At 73.7% G+C, this 22,454-nt stretch carries 17 protein-coding genes; 9 read left to right on the top strand and 8 right to left on the bottom strand.

Annotation, left to right across the window (positions count from 1 at the left end):
* Nucleotides 1–52 precede the first annotated feature (52 nt).
* From FHS34_RS38230 to FHS34_RS38245, 4 genes are all read right to left on the bottom strand, one after another.
* Nucleotides 53–688: a hypothetical protein gene (locus FHS34_RS38230; protein WP_184974335.1), complete on the bottom strand. Its 636-nt coding sequence runs from the start codon at nt 686–688 to the stop codon at nt 53–55.
* 129 nt (nt 689–817) lie between these two features.
* Nucleotides 818–1,921 carry a serine hydrolase domain-containing protein gene (locus tag FHS34_RS38235; RefSeq protein WP_184974337.1) on the bottom strand — a complete coding sequence of 368 codons (1,104 nt, stop codon included), beginning with the start codon at nt 1,919–1,921 and terminating at the stop codon, nt 818–820.
* A 170-nt stretch (nt 1,922–2,091) separates the two neighbouring features.
* Nucleotides 2,092–4,446 carry a glycoside hydrolase family 65 protein gene (locus FHS34_RS38240; RefSeq protein WP_184974339.1) on the bottom strand — a complete coding sequence of 785 codons (2,355 nt, stop codon included), beginning with the start codon at nt 4,444–4,446 and terminating at the stop codon, nt 2,092–2,094.
* Complete coding sequence (locus FHS34_RS38245) at nt 4,443–5,183, bottom strand: HAD family hydrolase (protein WP_184974341.1); 741 nt, start codon at nt 5,181–5,183, stop codon at nt 4,443–4,445. Before FHS34_RS38245 ends, FHS34_RS38240 begins: the two co-directional genes overlap by 4 nt.
* Nucleotides 5,184–5,267: 84 nt before the next feature.
* Between FHS34_RS38245 and FHS34_RS38250 the strand changes: the two genes are divergently transcribed.
* From FHS34_RS38250 to FHS34_RS38270, 5 genes are all read left to right on the top strand, one after another.
* Nucleotides 5,268–5,930, top strand: a complete 663-nt coding sequence (locus FHS34_RS38250) for a nucleoside/nucleotide kinase family protein (protein ID WP_184974343.1) — start codon at nt 5,268–5,270, stop codon at nt 5,928–5,930.
* A 544-nt stretch (nt 5,931–6,474) separates the two neighbouring features.
* Nucleotides 6,475–8,295 carry a phospholipid carrier-dependent glycosyltransferase gene (locus tag FHS34_RS38255; RefSeq protein ID WP_184974345.1) on the top strand — a complete coding sequence of 607 codons (1,821 nt, stop codon included), beginning with the start codon at nt 6,475–6,477 and terminating at the stop codon, nt 8,293–8,295.
* Nucleotides 8,296–8,373: 78 nt separating this feature from the next.
* Nucleotides 8,374–9,291: a MurR/RpiR family transcriptional regulator gene (locus tag FHS34_RS38260; protein ID WP_184974347.1), complete on the top strand. Its 918-nt coding sequence runs from the start codon at nt 8,374–8,376 to the stop codon at nt 9,289–9,291.
* A gap of 447 nt (nt 9,292–9,738) precedes the next feature.
* Nucleotides 9,739–10,119 (top strand): hypothetical protein, encoded by a 381-nt coding sequence (locus FHS34_RS38265; RefSeq protein WP_184974349.1) that lies wholly within the window; start codon nt 9,739–9,741, stop codon nt 10,117–10,119.
* A 259-nt stretch (nt 10,120–10,378) separates the two neighbouring features.
* Entirely contained in the window at nt 10,379–12,757 is a 2,379-nt protein-coding gene (locus tag FHS34_RS38270) for a SpoIIE family protein phosphatase (RefSeq protein ID WP_184974406.1), read from the top strand.
* A gap of 9 nt (nt 12,758–12,766) precedes the next feature.
* Here FHS34_RS38270 and FHS34_RS38275 read toward each other — a convergent pair whose 3' ends face one another.
* From FHS34_RS38275 to FHS34_RS38285, 3 genes are all read right to left on the bottom strand, one after another.
* Entirely contained in the window at nt 12,767–13,207 is a 441-nt protein-coding gene (locus tag FHS34_RS38275; protein WP_184974408.1) for a flavin reductase family protein, read from the bottom strand.
* Between the two features lie 430 nt (nt 13,208–13,637).
* Nucleotides 13,638–14,522, bottom strand: coding sequence for a peptidoglycan-binding domain-containing protein (locus FHS34_RS38280; protein ID WP_184974351.1), 885 nt, complete (start codon nt 14,520–14,522; stop codon nt 13,638–13,640).
* A gap of 244 nt (nt 14,523–14,766) precedes the next feature.
* Nucleotides 14,767–15,606 (bottom strand): ATP-grasp domain-containing protein, encoded by an 840-nt coding sequence (locus FHS34_RS38285; protein WP_184974353.1) that lies wholly within the window; start codon nt 15,604–15,606, stop codon nt 14,767–14,769.
* 327 nt (nt 15,607–15,933) lie between these two features.
* Between FHS34_RS38285 and FHS34_RS38290 the strand changes: the two genes are divergently transcribed.
* Both FHS34_RS38290 and FHS34_RS38295 read left to right on the top strand, forming a co-directional pair.
* A complete protein-coding gene (locus FHS34_RS38290) occupies nt 15,934–16,674 on the top strand; it encodes a TetR family transcriptional regulator (protein ID WP_184974355.1) in 741 nt (246 codons plus the stop codon).
* A 167-nt stretch (nt 16,675–16,841) separates the two neighbouring features.
* Nucleotides 16,842–17,255, top strand: a complete 414-nt coding sequence (locus FHS34_RS38295) for a Zn-ribbon domain-containing OB-fold protein (protein ID WP_184974410.1) — start codon at nt 16,842–16,844, stop codon at nt 17,253–17,255.
* A gap of 181 nt (nt 17,256–17,436) precedes the next feature.
* On the opposite strand, the gene FHS34_RS38300 is transcribed toward FHS34_RS38295, so the two are convergent.
* Complete coding sequence (locus tag FHS34_RS38300; RefSeq protein WP_184974357.1) at nt 17,437–18,414, bottom strand: AraC-like ligand-binding domain-containing protein; 978 nt, start codon at nt 18,412–18,414, stop codon at nt 17,437–17,439.
* Between the two features lie 644 nt (nt 18,415–19,058).
* On the opposite strand from FHS34_RS38300, the gene FHS34_RS38305 reads away from it, so the two are divergent.
* Both FHS34_RS38305 and FHS34_RS38310 read left to right on the top strand, forming a co-directional pair.
* Nucleotides 19,059–19,382: a hypothetical protein gene (locus FHS34_RS38305; protein WP_184974359.1), complete on the top strand. Its 324-nt coding sequence runs from the start codon at nt 19,059–19,061 to the stop codon at nt 19,380–19,382.
* A 292-nt stretch (nt 19,383–19,674) separates the two neighbouring features.
* On the top strand, nt 19,675–22,440 hold the full coding sequence (locus FHS34_RS38310) for a hypothetical protein (RefSeq protein ID WP_184974361.1): 2,766 nt from the start codon (nt 19,675–19,677) through the stop codon (nt 22,438–22,440).
* Nucleotides 22,441–22,454: the final 14 nt, after the last annotated feature.

Consider the following 22,454-nt stretch of genomic DNA (forward strand, 5'->3'; position numbering starts at 1 on the left):
GCCAACACCCCCACGACCGCCGCCACTTGCCCCGCGACCTGCGTGAGCGCCGCTACCTGCCGGGCCTGAACACGCCCTCCGCCGGGTGCGCGAACGCCTTCACCGTGGTCTCCTTCCCGGCCACGGTTCCCTCGAGCGCGAGCTGCCCGCCCATCACCCGCAGGTCCAGCCAGAAGCGCACCACGCCGCGCCGGGCCTTCAGGCCGTGCACGCGGAAGTCGGTGTAGCCGAGCTCGTTCAGCTTCCGCCGAACCTGGGTCGCGGTGGGCCTGTTCAGCCCGGTCAGCGCCCGAAGGACGCGTTCGCCGTGCGCGCGGCCCTCACAGGCCTCCACGCCGTTCAGCGTCGGCCGTTCCGGCGCGGCCGTGGGGGACGGCACATCCGTGGGCGGCTTCTCGTCCACCGGCAGCGGCCCACTCGGCCGCGTGGGCGGCCGCTCGGCCGGATCCGGAACATCCGTTTCCGTCACCGCCGGAGCATCCGGCACACATGGGGCACCCACCCGCTCCAGCATCTCCATGAACGCCACCTGCGCATCGGGACCCGGCCCGGGGACCGCCGCCCGCGCGTCCACGGCGTGCACGGTGTTCCGCTGCCGCTCGCCGCCCCGTCCGCTGCCGCACGCGGCCAGCGCCACCACGGCCAGCGCGGCCGCACCCGTGCCCATGAAGAACCTGTTCAGCGTCATGCCCGCAGTCTCGTTCCACGCCTCGCCGACAGGCATGAGTACGCGTGCTCATGTGTTCAGTCACTCAACCCCATTGCACGGGTGCCGACTTGCCCCAATACGGAGTCACCGGCAGATCCCCGCGGCCGCTCAACGGCCCTTGGCGCACAGGGCCGCGTCCACCGCCCTCTGGAGGTGACGCAGGCTCGCGCCCTCGGCCGCCCAGGTGGTGGTGTACACGGTCACGGTGCCGCGGCCGGCCGAGGCCCGGCCGCCGCCCACCGAGTCGCCCGGCAGGTCCCCGCCGTGACCCCAGTAGACGCCCCCGCAGCTGAGCGGGATCGAGGCGACGCCGTATCCGTAGCGGCTGCCCGCCGGGTAGACGTCGCGGCCGCCGACGTCGGTGGTGTCCCGGGTCATCAGGCGCAGTGCCCAGCCCGGCAGGAGGCGGCCGCCGAACAGGCCGTCCCAGAAGGCGTTGAGGTCCCCGGGCGTGGAGACCAGCCCGCCGGACGCGCCGAACTCGTACCCGGGGAGTTCGGTCACATCCACCCGGCCGGCTTGCGGGTGCGCCGGGTGCACACCGTAGTTGTGGGCGTGCGGGCCGCGCAGGGACAGCTCGCCCGGTGCGGGCCAGTAGGTGTCGTCCAGGTGCAGCGGACGCAGGACCGTGCGCTCGATGTAGGTACGGAAGTCCGTCCCCGAGACCTTGTCGATCAGCATGCCGAGCGCCAGGTAGTTGGTGTTGGAATAGCCCCAGTCGGTGCCCGGTTCGAAGACGGGTTTCTCGGCGAGCGCGAGGGCCAGGTAGTCCTCGGAGGTGCCGGGCCGCCCGTTCCAGTCGACCAGCGAGGAGTACTCGGGCAGTCCGCTGGTCTGCTTGAGCAACTGGCGTACCGTGATGCCGCGTTCCGCGAGTTGCGGCAGGTAGGTGCCCGCGCGGTCGTCCAGCCGTATCCGCCCGTCCGCCACCAGGCGCATCACGGCGACGGCGGTGAACGCCTTGGTGTCGCTGGCGAGCCGGAGCCGGCCCCGCTCGCCGACCATCGGACGGCCCGTCTCCAGGTCGGCGACACCGGCGGTACGCGTCACCCTGCCGTCGTAGGCGAGCGCCCCCGGCACTCCGTCGCGGTCGACGAGCAGGTCCAGTTGCTTCTGCACGGGATCGGCCGGGCGGGCCACCGCCACGGGAGCGAAGGCCCCGGTGAGGGTGACGGCGAGCACTGCTGCTGCGGCGAGGCGTCGGCGCGACATGGATCTCTCCCTGGTCGTGGCCCGGTGGGCGCGGAGTGGTCTGTGACTCGCCGACAACCCTGCCGGGAATCCCACGCAAGATCATTCCGGCCGGCCCCCGCATCCCGGGTGTACCCCACCCCCTTGACAGGACGGCGGACGTGGCCGTCCGGCGCCGTCGCCGGCCCGGGTCAGTCGCCGTTGGGGGTGCGGTGGAGGGGCTGTTCGGGGGTGGGCCGGCGGGCCGCCGGCGGTACGGCCCGGACCGCGGGTTCCTCGGTGCCGACCGTGACCGGCTCGCCGTGGTGGCGGAGCGTCAGCGGCTCACCGTCCAGGAGCGCGTACGTCACCTTGTCCGCGCCGATGTCCACGCGCAGCCGGCGCCCGCGGAACTGGACGTGGAAGGCGAGCCGGCGCAGCCGCTCGGGCAGCCGGGGCGCGAACCGCAGCAGGTCGCCCTCGCGGCGCATGCCGCCGAAGCCCGCGACCAGCGCCATCCAGGTGCCGGCGAGCGAGGCGATGTGCAGTCCGTCCCGGGTGTTGTGCTCCAGGTCCTGGAGGTCCATCAGCGCGGCCTCGGCCGTGTAGGCGTAGGCGAGGTCCAGATGACCGGTCCTGGCGGCCATGACGGCCTGGCAGCAGGCGGACAGGGAGGAGTCGCGGACGGTCAGCGGCTCGTAGTAGGCGAAGTTCCGGGCGATCTGCTCCTCGTCGTACTCCCGCTCGAAGTGGTCGCCGCACGTGTACATGGCCAGCACCAGGTCGGCCTGTTTGACGACCTGCTTGCGGTACAGGTCGAAGTAGGGGAAGTGCAGCAGCAGCGGGTACTGGTCCGCGCGGGTGCCGGCGAAGTCCCAGCGCTGGTAGCGGGTGAACCCGGCATGCTGTTCGTGGACGCCGAGCTCCTCGTTGTAGGGGATGTGCATGGCGTCGGCGGCGTCCCGCCAGGCGGCACTCTCCTCCTCGTCCACCCCGAGCCGCCGCGCCTCGCGCGGATGGCGTTCCACGGCATCCGCGGCGGCACGCAGGTTCTGACCGGCCATCAGGTTGGTGTACGTGTTGTCGTCGGCGACCGCGCTGTACTCGTCGGGGCCGGTGACCCCGTCGAGGTGGAAGACCCCGTGGCTGTCGTGGTGCCCCAGCGACCGCCACAGCCGGGCCGTCTCCACCAGCAGTTCCACGCCGGTCTCCCGCTCGAAGTCGGTGTCGCCGGTGGCCTCGACGTACCGGACGACGGCGTCGGCCACGCCGGCGTTCACGTGGAAGGCGGCGGTGCCGGCCGGCCAGTAGGCCGAGCCCTCCGGTCCCGCGATGGTCCGCCAGGGGAACGCGGCGCCGGCGAGGCCCAGTTGGGCGGCGCGTTCGCGGGCCTCGTCCAGGGTGCCGTACCGCCAGCGCAGCGCCTCGGCGACGGCCCTCGGCGCGGTGTGGGTGAGCACGGGCAGCACGAACATCTCGGTGTCCCAGAAGGCGTGCCCGTCGTAGCCGGAGCCCGTCAGCCCCTTCGCCGGGATCGCGCGCCGCTCGGCGCGGCTGCCCGCCTGCAGCACGTGGAACAGCGCGAACCGGACGGCCTGCTGGATCTCCTCGTCACCCTCCACCTCGACGTCGGCGCGGGCCCAGAAGTCGTCCAGGCAGGAGCGCTGGTCGGCCAGCAGCCCCTGCCAGCCGTCGTGTGCGGCGGCCGCGAGCGCGGCGTCGACCTGGTCGGCCATCGCGGGCAGCGACCGGGTGGCGGACCAGCCGTGGGCGACCAGCTTCTCCACGCGCAGGGTCTGTCCGGGCTCCAGCACGGAGGTGACGGTCAGCCGGGCGACGTCGATGCCGCTCTCGCTGCGGCTGGTGGTGCGCTCGGGGCCGGTGACCACGTGATCGGCGGCCACGGCGACCCGCAGGCCGCTGCGCCGGGTGCGGTGCACCAGCCGCAGCCGCTCGCCGGCGGCGAAGCCGTCCTCCTGCTCCAGCGGCGACTTCAGCGCCTTCGCCGCGCGCGGGTCGCCGCCCGGTTCCGGCAGGCTCTCGTTGGCGACCAGCTCCGACTGGATCACCACCCGGCTGCGGCTGCCGACGGCCTCGACCTCGTAGGCCACCGCGGCCACCGCCCGCTGGGTCATCGACACCAGCCGGGTCGAGCGCACCCGAACCGTCGAACCGGCCGGTGAGGTCCACTCGCAGGTCCGCTCCAGCACCCCGCGGCGCAGGTCGAGGACGCGTTCGTGGGCGACGAGCCGGCCGTAGCGCAGGTCGAACGGCTCGTCGTCCACCAGCAGCCGCAGGACCTTGCCGTTGGTGACGTTGATGACGGTCTGCCCGGACTCCGGATAGCCGTAGCCGGCCTCCGCGTACGGCAGCGGGTGCACCTCGTGGACGCCGTTGAGGTAGCTGCCGGGCAGCCCGTGCGGTTCGCCCTCGTCCAGGTTGCCGCGCCAGCCGACGTGCCCGTTGGACAGGGCGAACACCGACTCGCTCTGGGCGAGCACGTCGAGGTCGAGGGCGGTCTCGCGGACGGTCCAGGGTTCGACGGCGTAGGACCGGTCGGTGATCACTGCTTGCCTCCCAGTTCGGCGAGGTCCCCGACGACGATGTCGGCGCCGTGCGCGTACAGCGCGTCGGTCTGGCCCACCCGGTCCACGCCGACGACGTACCCGAAGCCGCCCGCGCGGCCCGCGTCCATGCCGGCCAGGGCGTCCTCGAAGACGGCCGCGCGCGACGCCTCGACGCCCAGGTCACGGGCGGCGGCGAGGAAGGTGTCGGGGTGCGGCTTGCCCGGCAGGTTCCGCTCCACGGCCACCACGCCGTCGACGCGTACGTCGAAGAGGTGCTCGGCGCCGACGGAGCGCAGCACGTCCCGGCAGTTGGCGCTGGAGGAGACGATCGCGGTGCGCAGTCCCCCGGCGCGGACCGCCTCCAGGTACCTCAGCGTGCCCTCGTACGCCTCCACTCCGCCGGTGCGGATCTTCGCGAGCAGCAGTTCGTTCTTGCGGTTGCCGAGGCCGTGCACGGTGCGGGCGTCCGGCGGGTCGTCGGGGCCGCCCTCGGGGAGGTGGATGCCGCGCGAGTCGAGGAAGGACCGGACGCCGTCGGCGCGGGGGCGCCCGTCGACGTACTCGTCGTAGTCGGCGACGGCGTCGAACGGCCGTCCTCGCGCGCCCTGGTAGTCGTGCAGGAACGCGTCGAACGTCTCCTTCCAGGCCGCCGCGTGCACGACGGCCGTCTTGGTGACGACTCCGTCGAGATCGAACAGACATGCCTGGACGGTGTCGGGCAGACCGAGCTGAGTCATACCCCAACTGTTCCCCGCGCAGCGGGCCTCAGCGGGTGGCGCACGCCACACGTCCGGCGGGCGGCCGGTGACACACTCTGCTGTGTGCCGCTGACTTTCGACGACCTCCTCCTGCGCGCCCGGGCCCTGCCCCGAGGCGGCCGGCGCGCCCTGCTCGGCATCGCGGGCAGCCCCGGCGCGGGCAAGACGACGCTGGCCGAGCGCCTGGTCGGCGCCCTGAACGGCGACGGCCCGCCCTGGGCCGCGCATGTGCCCATGGACGGCTTCCATCTCGCCGACGCCGAACTGGACCGGCTGGGGCGCCGGGACCGCAAGGGCGCGCCTGACACGTTCGACGCGGCCGGGTACGCGGCGCTGCTGCGGCGGCTGCGCGCCGAGACCGGCGAGGTGGTGTACGCGCCGGGGTTCGAGCGGGTGCTGGAGCAGCCGCTCGCGGGTGTGATCCCCGTGCCGCCGGAGGCCCGGCTGGTGGTGACCGAGGGGAACTATCTGCTGCTCGCGGAGGGGCCGTGGGCGCGGGTACGGCCGTGTCTGGACGAGGTGTGGTTCTGCGAGACCGACGAGGAGGAGCGGATCCGCCGGCTGGTCGCCCGGCACGAGGAGTTCGGCAAGGACCACGCGGCGGCCGTGGCCTGGGTGCTGGGCACGGACCAGCGCAACGCCGACCTGGTCGCGACGACCCGGGGGCGGGCGGATCTGGTGGTACCGGCCGCGGCGCTCCCCACCGCGCCCCTGCCGGAGGCCTGACGACCGGGCGCCGGCGGCCGGCGCGGAGGCCGGAGGGGCGGCCGTCGGCGCGAACGCCACGGGAGCGGACGTCGGCGGAAGCCGCACGCCCTGCCGTCGGTACGAAACCGGCACGGCCCGGCGTCGTTGCGGAAGCCGCGGGGCCGGGCGGGCGGGCGGAAGCAGTGGGGCACCGGAGAGCGCGAACTCGGCTCGGGGACGGGTGGTTCGGCGGGAATGCCGTGCGGCGGGCGTGGCGCTCGGTGTGCCGCGTTCGCCCGCCGGGTCCCGTCGCATGCGGGGCGCGTCACCCGCGGTGTGCCGGTCATCGGGACGGGGGCGGCATGGGGTGGCCGGACCGAACGGCCGGGCCCGGGCGCGTTCGGGTCCGTGGACTCTGAACCACGGCCGGTTGCGGACCGTACCCGTGTGCACGGCAGAAGGTCTGTCGGTACGACTCGTGCGGTGGTGAACGCCGGCGATGGCGTGAGCGGTGCGACAGTAGGGTCATGATCCGGCCCCCCAGCTCCCCCTCCGCCGCGCGGCGGGTGGCACCGCGGGGCGGATGATGGCGCGCGAACAGCACCCGGTCCTCACACCACCCGAGGCTCCCGCCGAGGGACCACCGCGACAGGTCCGCCCGGACCGGTACGCCCGGCTGCGCCGGCACCGGCACCGGCTGCCGCCGCTGCTGGCCGTCCTGCTGCTGGGACAGATGGCCGTGGCGATGGTCACCACGGCCGTCCAGCAGACCCCCACCATCGACGAGCCGGTGTACGTCGCGACGGCCACCGACTATCTGCACGAGCACCGGGTGCGCTACAACCCCGAGCATCCCCCGCTCGGAAAGCTGCTGATCGCGGCCGGAGTGGCGGCCGCCGACCCGCACTACGACCCGTCGTACACCGGCACGCAGGGGGAGGTGGGCCGGCATCTGCTGTACGAGTCGGGCAACGACCCCCGGCGGCTGATGCTGTGGGCACGGCTGCCGGTGATCGCGCTGACCCTGCTGTGCGGGCTCGTGGTGTTCGCGTTCGCCCGGGACCTGACGGGTCCGGCGGGCGGGTCGGCCGCGCTCGCCCTGTACGCCTTCTCGCCCGATGTGATCGCGCACGGGTCGCTGGCCACGCTGGACCTGCCGGCGACCGGGTTCGTGCTGACGTCGGTCTGGCTGGTGTGGCGGGCCCGGCTCCGGCCTGTGCCGTGTCTGGCGCTCGCCGGTGCGGCGCTGGGCGCGGCCGTGGCGACCAAGATGAGCACCCTGCCCGCGGTGCCGGTGGTCATGGGGCTGGCGGCGGTGTCGGTCACGGCCGCGGGACGCTCCGGCCGGATCCGCCGGTGGCCCGCTCCCGCCGCCCCGCCGGCCGAGCGGCCGGGGCGGGTACCGGCGGCGCTCGGGCGGGTACCGGCGGCGCTCGGGCGTGGGCGGGCGGCGGCACGGTGGGTGCCGGCGGCGGCAGGGCGGGTACCCGCGGCGGTGGGCGGCGCGGCCGTCGTGGCGGTCGTGGCCCTGGCCGTCGTGTGGGCCGCGTATCTGGCCGTCGACCCCCGGCTGCGGTTCTCGCCCGCCGAGCCGGTGCCGGCCGTGCCGGGGCTGCGCGGGCGGCTGGTGGAACTGCTGCCGCTGCCGCCGGCGTACCGGGCCGGGATGCTGGTGCAGTTCGGCCTGGAGGACCAGCCCTGGCAGGGTTATCTGTTCGGGCACCTGTACACCGGCTCGCACTGGTACTACCTGCCGGCCGCGCTGCTCGTGAAGACGCCTCTCGCGCTGCTGGCGGCGGGGGCGGCCGGTGCCGTGGTCCTCGTGGCGCGGCGACGCACCCGGCCCGTGGCGCCGTATCTGCTGGTGCCGCCCGCGGTGCTGCTGGCGGCGGCGATGACCGGCTCGCGGGACTTCGGCACCCGGTACGCGCTGTTCGTGCCGGTGTTCCTCGCGGTGGCGGCCGCGTGCCCGCTCGCGCTCCGGTGGCGGTGGAACGGGCTCCTGACCGGCGCGCTGGTGGTGTTCGCCGCGGTGAGTTCGCTGCGCACGTTCCCGTACTACCTGCCGTACGCCAACGAGGCGTTCGGCGGCCCCGCGCACACCCACCGGCTGCTGCACGACTCGAACGTGGACTGGGGGCAGGACCTGGGCCGGCTCGCCGACCGGCTGCGTGAGCGGTATCCCGGTGAGCGGGTGTGGCTGGTGTACAAGGGCAGCGGGGTGCCGTCGTACTACGGCATCCACGCCGCCGATCCGCGCACGGTGCCGCCGGACCGGGTGCACGGGCTGCTGGTGGTGTCGGACTCGGCCGTCGCGAAGGCGCGCGGGAGGCTGGCCGAGCTGATCACGAGCAGCCGGCCGGTCGGCGAAGTGGGCCATTCCATCAGCCTGTACCGGCGGTGAGCCGCTCGCCTCAACCCCCTGGTCACGGCAGTCGGTGAGCTATGTTGAGTGCTCGTGGCAGACAAAGGAGGCCGACCCGTGCCCTCGCCGCAGCAGGCACGCGCGCAGGCATCAGCGATCACGTCGGGCAAGACGGTGCCCGCGACCGAGGCCGCCCCGACCTCGCGGCTCAGGGAACTCTTCGACGGCCCCCGTCTGTCGCCGGGGCAGCGGCGCATCGCCCAGTACCTGATCGAGCACATCACCGAGGCGGCGTTCCTGTCGATCACCGAGCTGGCCGACCGGGTCGGGGTCAGCCAGCCCTCCGTCACCCGCTTCGCCGCCGCCGTGGGCTTCAGCGGTTACCCGGCGCTGCGCGAGAAACTCCAGTCCATCGCGCTGAGCAGCCTCGCCGGCGGGCCCGGCGAGGAGGACCGGGCCAACGAGCTGCAGGCGGCCATCGACGGTGAGATCCAGAACCTGGAGAACCTGCGGCGCGACTTCGCCGACCCCGACCGGGTCATCCGCGTCGGCCGCGAGCTGTCCCGTTCCACCCCGCTGACCGTCCTGGGCCTGCGCATCTCGGTGTCGCTGGCCGAGTACTTCGGCTACGCCGCCCGCCGTATCCACCCGGACGTGCGGCTGGTGACCCTCGGCGGCAGCGTGGCCTACGATGCGCTCCTGCAGGCCCGCGAGGCCGGCGGCAGCTGGGTGCTGGCCTTCGCCATGCCCCGGCACTCCCAGGAGACGCTGAACGCCGTCCGGGTGGCACGCGGCGCGGGGCTGAAGGTCGCCCTGGTGACCGATCTGGCGCTGGGTCCGCTGGCCGACGAGGCCGACGTCACCTTCGCCACCGGCACCGGGTCGCGGCTGGTGTTCGACTCCTATGCCGCGCCCGGGGTGCTGGCCGCGGCCCTGCTGCAGGCCATGACCGACGCCGATCCGGAGCGCACCCAGGCCCGCCTGGAGAAGTACGAGCAGCTCTCCGAGCAGCACCAGTTCTTCCTCAAGGACTGACCACCCCGGCCTGAGCCGAGCAGGACCTCCGCCGGGGGCGGTGCCGGCGGTCGATCCTTCCGCCCGCGCCCCGGCATTCGTGAAGATCTTGCGGTCCCGAACCACCTGGACGGGGACCATTCACCTCAAATCACGCATGAATGTTTTCATACGTCTTGCAAACCGGACGGCATATATAAATACTGCTCGCCGGACTCACCGCACGCACACCGCCCCGAGAAAGCCGACGGACCGCCCATGCGCACGCTCCACCGCACGCAGCGCCGGTTCCCCGCCCCCGGGGCTCCAGAACGGACACTCCCTGCCGCCGTCCCCTACCCACGTCGGCGTCCGGAGTGTCCCGGGGCGCGTTGTCTGCGCGACGCGCCCGTGGCGGCCCCGGCCATCCCCTAGGCCGGGGCCGCCCCCACCCGTCGACCACCCTCACGACGCCGCACACCGGAAGCGATGATCATGACCCTGACCAGCACGCGTATCAGCCCCGACTGGCCCTGTCAGGTCAAGACGCCGGGCAGCTACGACTGGGAGCGCTCGGCGGCCAAGTGGCTGCGCGAGCTGATCCCCGCGCGCTACGCCAGCTATCCGGCGCTCATCCGGCATCCGGTCCTGCTCGCCCGGCACGCGCAGATCCAGGTGCAGCAGGAGATCCGGGTCGCGCGGACCGCCCTGCAGACCGCGCGGGCCGAACTGCCGGTCCTCGGCCTGCCCGAATCGGTGATCGAACACACGATCAAGCTGTACGCGGCCGAGGTGCTGCAGCTGCAGCACATCGCGCGCAGCGTCCGCGCCGTCAGCGAGGCCCTGGCCGGCCGCGGCACGGGCCGCTGACCCCTCACGGCACGGGCCGCCCGCCCCCCTCAGGGCCCGTCCCCGGCGCCCCGTGTCCCCCGTCGTCCCGGACCGCTCCGCCACCGCCCGCGCCGTCACCCGGGTCCCGCCCCGGCGCCCGCCGCCCCCTTGCCCGCGCCCCCTCTTCACGCTCGCGGAGCGCGTATGCAGGTCGTACGAATCCGGACCCGGCAGACGAGTGATCGAACGGGCCCAGGTGTGCAATGCTCAACGCGTGACGAGCGAGCCTCTGCCTCCGATGGACAGCCATACCAGCGCGGAGCTGGCGGCGCTGGCCAAGGTCGTGGCCCGGCAGCGTGCCGAGATGGAACGGCTGAGGGACCTGGCCGCGACCTCGGCGGTGCTGGAGCGCGCCAAGGGCGTGCTGATGGCCGTCACCGGGTGTCCGCCCGACAGTGCCCACGAGGAGCTGCTCCAGCGCGCCAAGGACGGCCACCGCACCCTCCTCGAACAGTGCTGGCTCACCCTGGGGGCCCTCCCGCCCAAGGAACGCCCCGCACCCGCACCGCCCGCGACGGCACCCTCCGTCGGCTCCTGGGCCGGCGCGCCCGCCGGCACCCTGGACCTGGCGGACGTGCTGGGACACATCGGCCGCGACCTGGTCCGGGTCGGCTCACCGCACGAGCTGGCCGGCTGCCTGCTGGACCACCTGGGGCCCGAGGTGGACGCCGACGCGGTGATGCTCTACGAGCGGCAGCCCGAGGGCGGACTCTCACTCATCGGGTACGCGGGCATCGACCCCACGCTCGCCGCCCAGTGGCGCCACGTGCCTCCGGTGACCGGTATGCCCGCGCTCGACGTCCTGCGGTCGGGGGAGCCGCGCTGGCTGGAGAACGCCGCCCTGGACGGCGCGCGCTACCTGCTCATCGGGGCGCCGACGGAGCGCTGGCTCAGCCGGGCCTGGCTGCCCGTGCCGACCGGGGACACCGCGCGTGTCGCCCTCGGGGTGCTGCGCCGGCGCGACGGACCGTTCGCACCGCGCGAGCGGGAGCTGCTGCGGGCCGTGGCCCGGCTGTGCGCGGGCCGGCTGCGGGCTTTCGACGGCCGGCAGGACGGCACCGCCGGGGGCGTCTCCGGGACCGTGCAGGCCGTGTTCGACGCGCTGCCGGGCGCGGTGATCCTGCTCACCCCGCTGCGCTCCGCCGCCGGCGAGGTGGAGGACTACCGCATCGAGGCCGCCACCCCGGAGGCGGTCGACGTGTTCGGCAGGACCGGCCGGGACATGGTCGGCAGGCACATCCTGGAGAGCTACCCGTCGGTCGCCGGCGAACCGCTGTGGCAGGGCTATCTGCAGGCCCTCGACACCGGAGAGCCGTTCGAGGGCGAACCGTTCGCCTACCAGGACGTGGTCGGCGAGGTGCCCGTGACCGCCACCTACACGGTGCGGGCGGCCCGGCTGGGCGACGGCCTGGTGGTGAGCTGGCTGCGGCACGACCCGACGGAACGCCAGGAGCAGCGCCTGGCCGACGTGCAGCGGCTCGGCAACCTCGGCTGGGCGAACTGGAACCTGATCACCCAGGAGATCTCCTGGGCCACGCAGACGTACGCCGTGCTCGGTCTGCGTCCCGGACATCGGCCGGCCCGGCTCGAACAGCTCCCCGAACTGGTCCTGCCGGACGACAAGGGGCCGCTCGCCCACGCCATCGCCGGGCTCGTCGCCCACGGCCGCCCCTTCGACGTGCCGTTCCGGACGGAGACGTCCGAGGGCGTCCGGCACCTGCGCATGGTCGCGGAGGCGGTCATGGCACCCGACGGCACCCCGGTCGAGGTGCACGGCTTCGTCCAGGACCTCACCGCGCAGCGGAGCGCGGAACTCGCGCTGGTGGAGAGCGAACGCGCGATGCTGCTGCAGCGGGGCATCCTCCAGGCCGAGCGGGCCCTGGCGGCCCGGCTGCAGCACGCCCTGCTGCCGCTGCCCGACAAACCCCGGCAGCTGGCCGGGCTGCGCGTCGAGGTGGCGTACCTGCCCTCCCAGACCGGCATCCACGTCGGTGGCGACTGGTTCAGCGCGGTCGAACTGCCCGACTGCGACGCGCTGTTCGTGGTGGGCGACGTCGCGGGCCACGGCATCGACGCCGTGGCCACCATGGCCCAGCTCCGGTTCACCGCCAAGGGCATGGTGAGCACCGGTTCCTCGCTGACCGGCGCGCTGGCCCGGCTCAACCAGCTGTTGCTGCACTCCCGCGACAGCCAGACCACCGCCACCATGTTCCTGGCCCGCTACAACCCCGACCGGCGTGTCCTGGCCTGGGCACAGGCAGGGCACCCGCCGCCGCTGCTGGTGCGCCGGGGCGAGGTGCGCTTCCTCACCCGTCCCCTGGGCATGCTGCTCGGCGCGACGAGCGCCCCCGTCTACGAGTCGCTGGAGCTGCGGCTGGAACCCGGTGACCGGCTGCTGCTCTACACCGACGGCCTGGTCGAGCGCCCCGGCGAGGGCCTCGACGCGGGCTTCGCCCGGCTGGCCGAGGCCGTGCGCACGCACGGCTGCGGCGAGTCCGGCTCCCTGGACGCCCTGCTCGCGACGCTGCTGGCGGACGAGCGGCGCGACGACGTGTGCGTGCTCGACATCCGGATGCCGGCCGAGGAGGCGCGGGACGCGGAGGACGGGGCGCCGTAGCCGTCGTGCTCAGTCCACGGGGTGGCCGGCTTCGATGGTGACGGCGTCGGAGAGCCGGAGCAGCGGTCCGTCCGGCCCCTCGCCCCACTGCACCGGTTCGAGGACATGCCCGACGTGATCGCCGCCGTCGACGCGGTGCACGACGGTGCCGACGAACCAGGCCGCCGCGCCGTCCAGGACGATGGCGCCGGCGTGTCCCTCCCGCCAGTCCAGCCCCGCGAACTTGTCGATCTCGTCGCCCGTCTCGCCGCCGAAGAGCCGGGCCAGGTCCCGCTGGTCGCGGGTGAGCAGATGGACGGTGAGGCACCGCGCGGCCCGGGCGACCCGGTAGGTGTGGTTGGCCTTGGACAGCCACACGGCGAACCGGGGCGGCCGGATCGAGACCTGCGAGGCGAAGCCGACCAGACAGCCGGCGCGCTCGCCCCCCGCCACGGCGGTGACCACGCACATGTCCGGGTCCAGCCGCCCGAAGAAGCCGTCCGGCTCCGCCCCCTGACCACCACCCGCCCCCGCCGCCCCGCCCCCGCCGGACGTCGCCTCCCCACCCTCACTCGGAACCACGTCGCCACCGCCTGCCCCCGACTTCCCGCCGGCGCCGGGCGTCGCCTGCCCATCAGCGCCCGGGACCGCGTTCCCGCCGCCCGGAACAGGCTCCCCGCCGCCGCTCGCATCCGCCGCCCCGCCGCCGCTCGGATCCGCCGCGCGGGCGGGATGGGCGTTGGGCCGCTCGGCCGTGGCCGGTGTGCCGTCGGCGTTGCGCGTGCCGTTCTCGTCCGCCATGCAGTCCGCTCCCGTCCACGCCGCCCGGCCCCGCTCCGTACCCGGCCGGTCATCGGCCGGGTGGGGGTCGGCCCTGCCTCCGGTGTGCCCGGTGTGCCGTTCATGAATCATCGCGGGAGCCGGTGCGGGACTCCAGCGCGCGGCGCGTGTCGTCGCCGTAGACACCCGTCTCGTCGCCGCTGATGCCGTACCAGAGCTGGAAGCGGGCCACGGCCTCGGTGAGCGTGGCGTCGTAGGTCCCGTCGGCGGAGCCGTCGCGGTAGACGTCCGGGATGCGCAACAGGCGTTGTTGCAGTTCGGTGACCTCGGGGCCGGTGTCGCCCTGGCGGAGTGTGCCGAGGCCGTCGGGGTCGGCGGCGCCGGTGGGGTCGGCCGATGCGGCGGGGGGTGGCGCGGCCGGCCCGGAGGCGGGCGGCGCCGAGCGGGTGGGCGCCTCCGACGCGGTGGGCGGGGCGGTCGCGGCGGCCTGCTGGCGGCCGGGAAGCAGCAGGGCACAGCCGAAGCCGACCAGAGCCGCCGCCGGCACGGCCACGGCCACGACGGCCCGGCGTCCGGGGCCGAGGCCGCGGACGCCCGCGGCGGAGAGGTCGGCTGAGCGCTGCCGGGCGCGGCGATCGTGCGCGGCGGGGGTACCTGCGCGACCGGGGTCCGCGGCGCGGGCGTCCGCCGGGTGAGGAGCTGCGAGGCGAGAGTCCGCACGGCCCGGAGTCACGAGGCCCGGAGTCACGGAGCCGGGGGTCGCGGGGCCGGGGGTCGCGGGCCCGGGCGGGGGGACGGGTGGGAGTTCTTGGGTGTCCGCGTCGGTGGGGCGCGGCGGCGCCGGGCGCGGGCCGGCCGGCGTACCGCGGGGCTCGTAGGTCACCGGGTCCGGCCGGAACTCGCGCATCAGCTCGGCCAGGGCGTCGAAGCTGCGATGCCGCACCACCCGAACGGGTTCCAGGACCCGTCCGTCCGGCGGCTCCTCGGAGTCGGGCGGTGTCGGCACCGGATTCTCCTTCCGTCCCGCGGGCGGGGGCCTCCACGCCCCCGCGCGCTGAGATACGAGACCCGCCCCGCCCCCGTTCAGCCGCCCCCTTTCCTCAACTCGACGCGGAGCGCCTGGCGTTGGAGCGGGCACGTGCCGGTGGCCGCCGGCAGGACGGCTCCCGACGGCCGTCGTGTCCCGCGCTCGCCCGGCCCCGTACATCGGTCACAGCACCGCCCCGGCGGGGCCGGCCGGCGGACCGCGGTCAGGCCGTGCTGAGCGTCTCCTGCGCGAACCTGCTCAGGGACGCCGTGAACGCGGCGACGAAGGCGTCCACGGCCTCCTCGGGCAGCGCGTCCAGGGACAGATAGGGGTTGAGGTCCTCCAGTTCGACCAGCAGCAGGCCGCCGTCGGGGGCGCGGCAGGCGTCGACGCGCTGGATGCCGTACCCGAGGTCGTTCCAGTCGATGAAGCGGCGGGCGAACTCCAGGTCGGCGGCGGTGGCCGGGTAGGGCCGCAGCTCCCAGCGGCGCGCGGGGTCGGGGGCGTACAGGGCGTACTGGAAGTCGTCGTCGACGAAGTAGAAGGACACCTCGTAGGCGAAGTCGACGCAGGGCTGGACCAGGACGTCGCCGGCGAGTGCCCCGAGCCGCCCGGCGGGGACGATCCGCAGGCCCAGGGAGTCGGCGCCGAGCTTCGGCTTGACCACGTACCGCTCGGCGGGCGGCAGCAGCGGCAGGTCCTCGGCACGGTCGACGGTCGGGATCACGGGAAAGCCGGCGGCGGTCAGGTCGAGGAGGTACTGCTTTCCGGCCATGTCCGCCTTGCCGGTGAGCGGGTTGTACACGCGGGCACCGGTGGCCAGCGCCCGCGCGCGGAAGGCGTCGTACGCGTGCTGGTAGCCGAGGACGGGCCCGCTGTTGCGGACGACGACCGCGTCGAAGCCGTCCATCAGGGCCGCGGCGTCCAGCGGATGGCACAGGGCCAGGTCGAAGCGCTCGCGCAGCCGTGAGGTGAGGTGGACGTCCTCGTCGCAGTAGCGGCGCCCGCGGGCCTGGTACGCCAGGTCGGTGACGTAGAGCAGCCGGGGGCGGGCGGCGGGCATGGGGGCTCCTCGGGGGCGGCGCGGGTGGTACCGGAGAGGGTGCGGACCGGCGTTGTCGTCGTCGGCGGCGGAGAAAGGTTACGCCGCGGGGCACGGCCCCCTTTCGGCCACCCCCGGTGGGCGTCCGCCCCGCCACCGGCGCGCGGGCGGGCGACGGCGGCGCGGGGACACCGGCGGGTCCGGCCGGCGGCGCGAGGACGCCCGCGGGTCCGGCCGGCCGTCGGGGCGGGTACCGGCGGCGAGTCCCGGCAGCACTCAGTTCCCCCACGAGACCCCTCCTGCTGCACTGAGTGTCACGAATTCGATCCGGGTGCTACGTTCCCGTCCATGAGCTCCAGCAGCGCGGCGCCGGCCGCGAAGCCGCCGATACGGGACGCCCTGGTGGCGGCGGCCTTCCGGCTCTTCCTGGAACGCGGGTACGAGCAGACCACCGTGGACGACATCGTGGCCCTGGCCGGGGTCGGCCGCCGCTCCTTCTTCCGCTACTTCCCCTCCAAGGAGGACGTGGTCTTCCCCGACCACGAGGGCTGCCTGGCCGACATGACCGCCTTCCTCGCGGCGAGCGGCGCCGAGCACGAGCCGGTGCGCCGGGTGTGCGACGCGGCCCGGCTGGTACTGCGCATGTACGCCGAGAACACGACCTTCTCGGTGCAGCGCTACCGCCTCACCCGGCAGGTGCCGGGGCTGCGCGCCTACGAACTGTCGGTGGTGTGGCGCTACGAGCGCGCGCTCGCCGAGTATCTGCGCGGCCGGTTCGCGGGGCGGCCCGACGGGACGCTGCGCGCCGACGTGATCGCGGCCGCGGTCGTCGCCGCCCACAACAACGCGCTGCGCTCCTGGCTGCGGTCCGAGGGCGAGGGGGACGCGGGCGCGGCCGTGGACCACGCCCTCGGGTACGTGCAGAGGACGTACGCCCGCCCGGCGGACGCCCCGGCGGCGCGCGCCCGGACCGGCGCGGCCGGCGCGGACCCGCGGGAGGCCGACGACGTGCTGGTGCTGGTCGCCCGCCGGGACGCCCCGCTGTGGCGGGTGGTGCAGGAACTGGAGACGGCACTCGGCCGCGGCTGACCCCCTGAGCGGGCCACCGGCGGCAAATAGGGGTACGGAGTGCCTTTACGAGTGACACTCAGTGCCATACTCTGTCGGCGTGCAGGGTGGCACGACAACCCTGCACACGCGTGCCCGGTCCGCCCCGGGCACGCGGGATTCCGGCCGAGCGCAGGGAGTTGACCAGCGTGTACCACCACTCAGCAAGCACCTCGCACCCGGCGGCCGGATCCGCGACGGGTGTTCTCGAACCCTCCGCCGCGGACAAGGACGCCATCCACTTCCAGCGCTGCACCTGGTGCGGCACCGCGACGTACCACCGGCTGCTGTGTCCGGTGTGCCAGGGCAGTGAGCTGCGCACCGAGCGCAGCGAGGGCGCCGGCACGGTCCGCCACTCCACGGTGGTGCACCGCAACACACCGGCGGCGCGCAATGTGTCGCTGATAGAGATGGCCGAGGGGTTCGTCGTGCGGGGCCGGGTCATGGGCCCGCCGATCGGCATCCACAGCGGCGACCGCGTCCGGCTGTCCACCACCCAGGACCCGGTGCGCGGCGAGCCGGTCTTCCAGCTGGTGGACGAGCCCTACCGGGCCTGGACCTGACCCCCCGCAACACCGCAGCGACCACGTGGGTCGCCTCACCGGCCTCCAAACGGTCCACCGCGTCCAACCGCACCCGTTCTCGGACCGCTCTCTCCGGGTCGGTCAGGCCCCACACTGCGCACACCTCACACAGATTGCCCTACCCGGCGCGTGAGCCCGTGCTCAGCACAACCTCCCGGCATCACTCATGCGGAGGTTCAGTAGGCAGGTTCCGGTAATCCCGCGGGGTGAGGCCATAGGTCCCGCGGAAGGCTCTGCTGAAATCGGCCGCGCGAGGGAAACCCGATCGCGCGGCGATGCGGTGGATGGGAACGGTGCGCAGCGCTGGGTCGGTCAGCTCACGGCGGGCGGCTTCCAGCCGACGCCTGCGAATCCAGACAGCGACGGTGGCATCCTCACCCTCGAAGAGACGATGCAGGTAGCTGACCGAGATGTGGTGTGCGGCCGCGATAGTGGCCGGGCTGAGCTGTGGGTCTTGCAAATGTTGCTGGATGTGGTGCTTGATGCGGAGCACGAGGGTGCGCCGCCGTGTGTCAGGCGGCAGCAGGTTCTCATTCTCGATGGCGTGTGCGAAGAGTGCGGCGACCAATTCGGCGGCGACTCTGCCCAGCCGCGCTCCGTCGCTGGGCTGGTAGCCGGCGGCGTCCTTGGTCACTTGGATGAGGAACTGCGACAGCAGCGTGCCGATTCCTGAGCCGGCGGGAATTCGTCGTGGCAGCGTGCGCCCTGACATCTCACGCGGGAGCGCCAGCATCGACTTGGGAACCTCAAGCCCCACCGCGGTGACGGGATCCTTGCCGGTGCGGATCTCCCACGGCACGGACGAATCGTTGAAGTGCAGGTCTGTGGGTCGGTATGCGGCCTGGTGGTCTTCCCACGTGGCCGTGCCGGTCCCCTTCATCACCAGCGAGACGTGATACAGCTCCGGGTCGGACTGCCGAATCAGTTTCGGGGTGCGCTGGATGACAACCTGTTGGAAGAACTGGGGCAACAGCGAAACAGCCCCTAAGTCCAGCACACGCTGTTCGGCCTGGAAGTCGGCGGGCGACTCGCTGTTCATCCGCACCGGTGCGTGCGTCCGCCCCACACACTCCGCCCAGTACGCCAGCCGATCCGCCGCCGGCACATCGTCACACCGGATGACCGTCTCATTCAGCACGCCTCATTCCCCCAGGCTCGTCACTTCGTTCGCGGTCAGCAAGGACGATAGACGAGGCAGGAGCAACCCTTGCGCGCGACCAGGGGCTGTGCAGCAATGATCGCGCGGGTCGGCGCCGCGACCGGCCCATGGGTCCGGTTCCACGACTGTTCCGACGCCGGCAGCGCGACGACACGTGGCCACGGCTCGTCGCCGCGCTCCCGGCTGAGGCCGAGTGGAACGCCCGGAACGCATGGGACGTGACGTCGACTCCACCTCCTGCCGGGCCCATCAGCATGCCGCCGGAGCGTCGAAAACGGGGACCTGCAAAAGGAGCCGCCCGGCGGTCCGACCGTCGAGCCGCCCGACCACGCCCCGGTCAGCTCTCGACACACCAATTCCGACACCCGGCGAGGATCTGGCGATCTGCACGGAGACTGCACAGGCCTCCACGATCGACGCTCAGCTAAGTCAAGTGTGGACTGAGAGCTAACGCTTTCGCGCTGACCATCAGCAAGACTCGCGGCGTGCGGTACATCCGCGCGCCATACCGGGAATTGCTCTAGGGGGAAATCAGCATGAACATATCCAGGACCAAGGTTTTGGGGGCGTGTGCGGCCGCGGTCGCGTGCGTGGCACTTGCGAGCTCACCGGCCTCCGCCGGCGTGAACACGCCGCACGCGCGCGGCATGGGCCACCACGGATGCAGCTTCAACGCAGAGGGCTGGTTCGTGGCCGACGGCGACAAGTTGTACATCAAGGACACCTGCGCCGAGGGCTGGTCCGCGGAGCTGAAGGTCGACGTGGCTCCGATGAAGCCGGACGAGTGGGACTACGACCACCTGATCACCAACAACAGCGGCAAGGGAACCACGAAGTTCGAGAACGGCTTCAACTTCCCCGAGGGCAGGAAGATCTGCGTCTCCGCGGGTACGTCGACAGGCGGCGAGATGGGGGGCTTCGGCTCCTGGCAGTGCGGGACCACCTGAGCCCGGTCCCTGCCTGCGTCGCGTGACCGGCGCGCAGGCGGGCCATCGTGACGGTCAGCGGCTCCTGGAGGGGCACCACCCGCTCCTCGCGTAGTTCGGCGCCGGCGCGGCCGCTGACCGCCGCCCGTCGGGCCTCTCGCGGCCGGCAGGCGGTGAGCCGTTCCCGCGGTGGCCCCCATGTGATCCATCACTTCCTCTTCACAGGCAACCCGCAGCCTCCCCTCACCATCCTCCGGGAGCGAGGGACGCCCGGAACGCCGGGACGTCCGAGGTCGGGGTTCGAGGAGGAACAGTGGTCCGTGCCCGGCGCATATGGGTGGCCGCCGCCGCGTTGCTCGCGGTGGCGGGAGCATCCCCGGGGGTGGCAGTCGCCCACTCCCAACCAGCGGGCAGAACAGGAGAGTTGACGGCCCAGGACGGCACACCGCTGCCGCCGGGGTGGCGGCTGTCCGGCGGAGGTTCGGCGCCGCAGCTGGTGTGGCGGTCGGACCGGCCGGTGCCGATGGGGGACGCGCGCGTCGAATTCCGGTCCGGGGGCGAGCTGTTGGGCGTGCCGCGGCCGGGCGCGGACGGGCACACGTTCCGGCTGCCGCTCGACGGGCGGCGGCCGACGGAACTGCGCGGGCTCCAGGTGTGGTCCGGCGGGCAGCGGTTGGACGCGCGGGCGACGCACGGTGCCGCGTCGGCCGCCCGGTTGCCGGCCCCGCTGCCGGCGAACGGCGTCGACCCGGGCAGGCCCGGCGCCTACCGGACCAAGACCGGCGAGTACGCGCTGACGTCGGTCCGGCTCCCGGGCTTCACGGCTCCGGTGGAGATGCGCGCGGTGGTCGTCGCGCCGGTCGGCGCGTCCGGCAAGCGCCCCCTCGCGCTGTTCCTGCACGGCCGTCACTACACCTGCTACAAGGGGCGCGAGGACATCACCGGTGACTGGCCCTGCAAGGGCGGCACCAAGCCGGTACCGAGTCACCGCGGCTATCTGCGGGACCAGAAGCTGCTGGCCTCGCAGGGCTATGTGACGGTGTCCGTCTCGGCCAACGGCATCAACGGGCAGGACTTCGCGGCGGAGGACGGCGGCGCGCAGGCGCGGTCGTCGCTGGTGCGGCTGCACCTGGCCCGCTGGGCGGGCTGGGCCGAACACCCCGAGACGGCGCCGAAGGTGGTCCGCGAGGCGCCCCGCGCCGATCTGTCGCGAGTGCTGCTGGTCGGTCACTCTCGGGGCGGCGAGGGCGTCAACCGGGCGGCGCTGGACAGCCTCGCCCCACCGCCCGCCGAACAGGACGGCTACCACGGGCCGGTGCGCTGGCACATCCGGGGCACGGTCCTCATCGGCCCCACCCTCTTCGGCCAGAACCCGGTGCCCGACGTGCCCTCGGTCAGCATCCTGCCGGGCTGTGACGGTGATGTCTCCGACCTCCAGGGCCAGGTGTACGTCGACGGGACCCGCGCGGTCGGCAACGGCACCGCGCTGCACAGCGCGGTGTACGTGATCGGCGCCAACCACAACTTCTTCAACTCGGAGTGGACGCCGGGCCAGGCCGCGGCGCCCGCCGAGGACGACTTCTCCGACGATCCGCAGCACCACGACCCGGTGTGCGGCAAGCGGGCCGCGACCCGGCTGACCGCCGACCAGCAGCACCGGGCCGGTTCCACGTACATCGCCGCCGCCGCGCGGCTGTTCCTCGCCGGGGACGACCGGGTGCGGCCGCTGCTGGACGGCTCCGGCAGGCGGGCACCGTCCGCGGATCCGGCGCGGGTGCTGAGCCACGCGGTGGGTGCCCGCCGGGCCGGCGGATTCCTGCCGGACGGCGGAGTCTCGGTGACGGGCGGCAAGCTGTGCGCCGCGGTGGACCCGCGCCCGGCCAGGACCTGCCTGGGCGCGACCGCCAAGGGCTCCTCGCCGCACTTCGCGATGTGGGAGACGGACCGGGAGGCCGGCCGGCACGCGATCGCGCTGCGCTGGACGCGCGCGGGCACGCCGGCCCGGGTGACCGCCAAGGCGCCGGTCACGCTGTCCGGTTCCACGGCGCTGGCGCTGCGGCTGTTCGTGCCGCCGAACTCCCGGGGCACTCAGCTGGACGTGTCCCTGACCGACGCCTCCGGCAAGAAGGCCAGGCTCGGCCGGATCAAGCGGGACGGGCTGCCCGGCAGTGAGCGCACCGCCTCGTACTGGGCGCAGGAGGTCCGGGTGCCGCTGACGGCGGCGACCCGCGCCGGACTCGACCTGGGATCGGTCAAGTCCCTGGAGCTGACCTCGCGTTCGGCGACGGGACGGGCCTGGCTCATGGATGTGTGGGGCTGGCGGCCCGGGACGCCCGCGGTGCGCACCGACGCGCTGCCGCGGGTGGACGTCGGCCGGGCGACCGTCGACGAGGGGGACTCCGGCGTGCACACCTACCGGGTTCCGGTGCGGGTGACGGGCCGGGGCGGCAGCGGCCAGGTCCGCCTGTACGTCATCGACCCGGTCTCCGGCACGGTCAAGGGCCGGCTGGTGACGGTGCCCGCCGGCAGTGACGGCATCGACGTACCGGTCGAGGTGAAGGGCAACACCCGGTACGGCACCGACCTGTCGTACGACGTGCTGGTCAAGGCGGTTCACGGCGTGGTCGTGGGCTCCTACGGGGGCGGGCTCACCGTCCACGACGACGACCCGGCGCCGAAGATGACCGTCACACCCGTCGCCGGCAAGGTGACGGAGGGGCGGTCGCTGAAGTGGCGGGTGTCGCTGTCCGAGCCCGTGGACGTGGACATGAGCGCCCTGTTCCAGGTGGCGCCGGCCACCGCGCCGGAACTGTCCACGAAGGACGTCCCGGCACGCTGGCTGCGGGACATCAGCGGGGCGAAGCCCGACCCCGAGCGTCCGCTGTCCAAGGTGGACGGGCTCTACCTGTGGGCGGATGTCCCCGCGGGGCGCACCAGCGTGGACGTCGTCCTGCCCACGGTCAAGGACCGGGTGCGGGAGGCCACGGAGAAGGTGCGGTTCCGGCAGACCGACCCCCGGACCGGGGAGCCGCAGGCCGGTGGTCTGGAACTGTCGGGCTCGGTGCTGAACGCGTCGTAGGACGCGCGTCCCGG

The sequence above is a fragment of the Streptomyces echinatus genome, assembly GCF_014203595.1.
Taxonomy (GTDB): domain Bacteria; phylum Actinomycetota; class Actinomycetes; order Streptomycetales; family Streptomycetaceae; genus Streptomyces; species Streptomyces echinatus.

What these genes read in the sequence shown, in the direction of transcription:
- FHS34_RS38230 (WP_184974335.1), bottom strand. Translation starts at nt 688, where the DNA reads ATGACGCTGAACAGGTTCTTCATGGGCACGGGTGCGGCCGCGCTGGCC.
- FHS34_RS38235 (WP_184974337.1), bottom strand. Translation starts at nt 1,921, where the DNA reads ATGTCGCGCCGACGCCTCGCCGCAGCAGCAGTGCTCGCCGTCACCCTC.
- FHS34_RS38245 (WP_184974341.1), bottom strand. Translation starts at nt 5,183, where the DNA reads ATGACTCAGCTCGGTCTGCCCGACACCGTCCAGGCATGTCTGTTCGAT.
- FHS34_RS38255 (WP_184974345.1), top strand. Translation starts at nt 6,475, where the DNA reads ATGATGGCGCGCGAACAGCACCCGGTCCTCACACCACCCGAGGCTCCC.
- FHS34_RS38265 (WP_184974349.1), top strand. Translation starts at nt 9,739, where the DNA reads ATGATCATGACCCTGACCAGCACGCGTATCAGCCCCGACTGGCCCTGT.
- FHS34_RS38270 (WP_184974406.1), top strand. Translation starts at nt 10,379, where the DNA reads ATGGACAGCCATACCAGCGCGGAGCTGGCGGCGCTGGCCAAGGTCGTG.
- FHS34_RS38275 (WP_184974408.1), bottom strand. Translation starts at nt 13,207, where the DNA reads ATGTGCGTGGTCACCGCCGTGGCGGGGGGCGAGCGCGCCGGCTGTCTG.
- FHS34_RS38285 (WP_184974353.1), bottom strand. Translation starts at nt 15,606, where the DNA reads ATGCCCGCCGCCCGCCCCCGGCTGCTCTACGTCACCGACCTGGCGTAC.
- FHS34_RS38290 (WP_184974355.1), top strand. Translation starts at nt 15,934, where the DNA reads ATGAGCTCCAGCAGCGCGGCGCCGGCCGCGAAGCCGCCGATACGGGAC.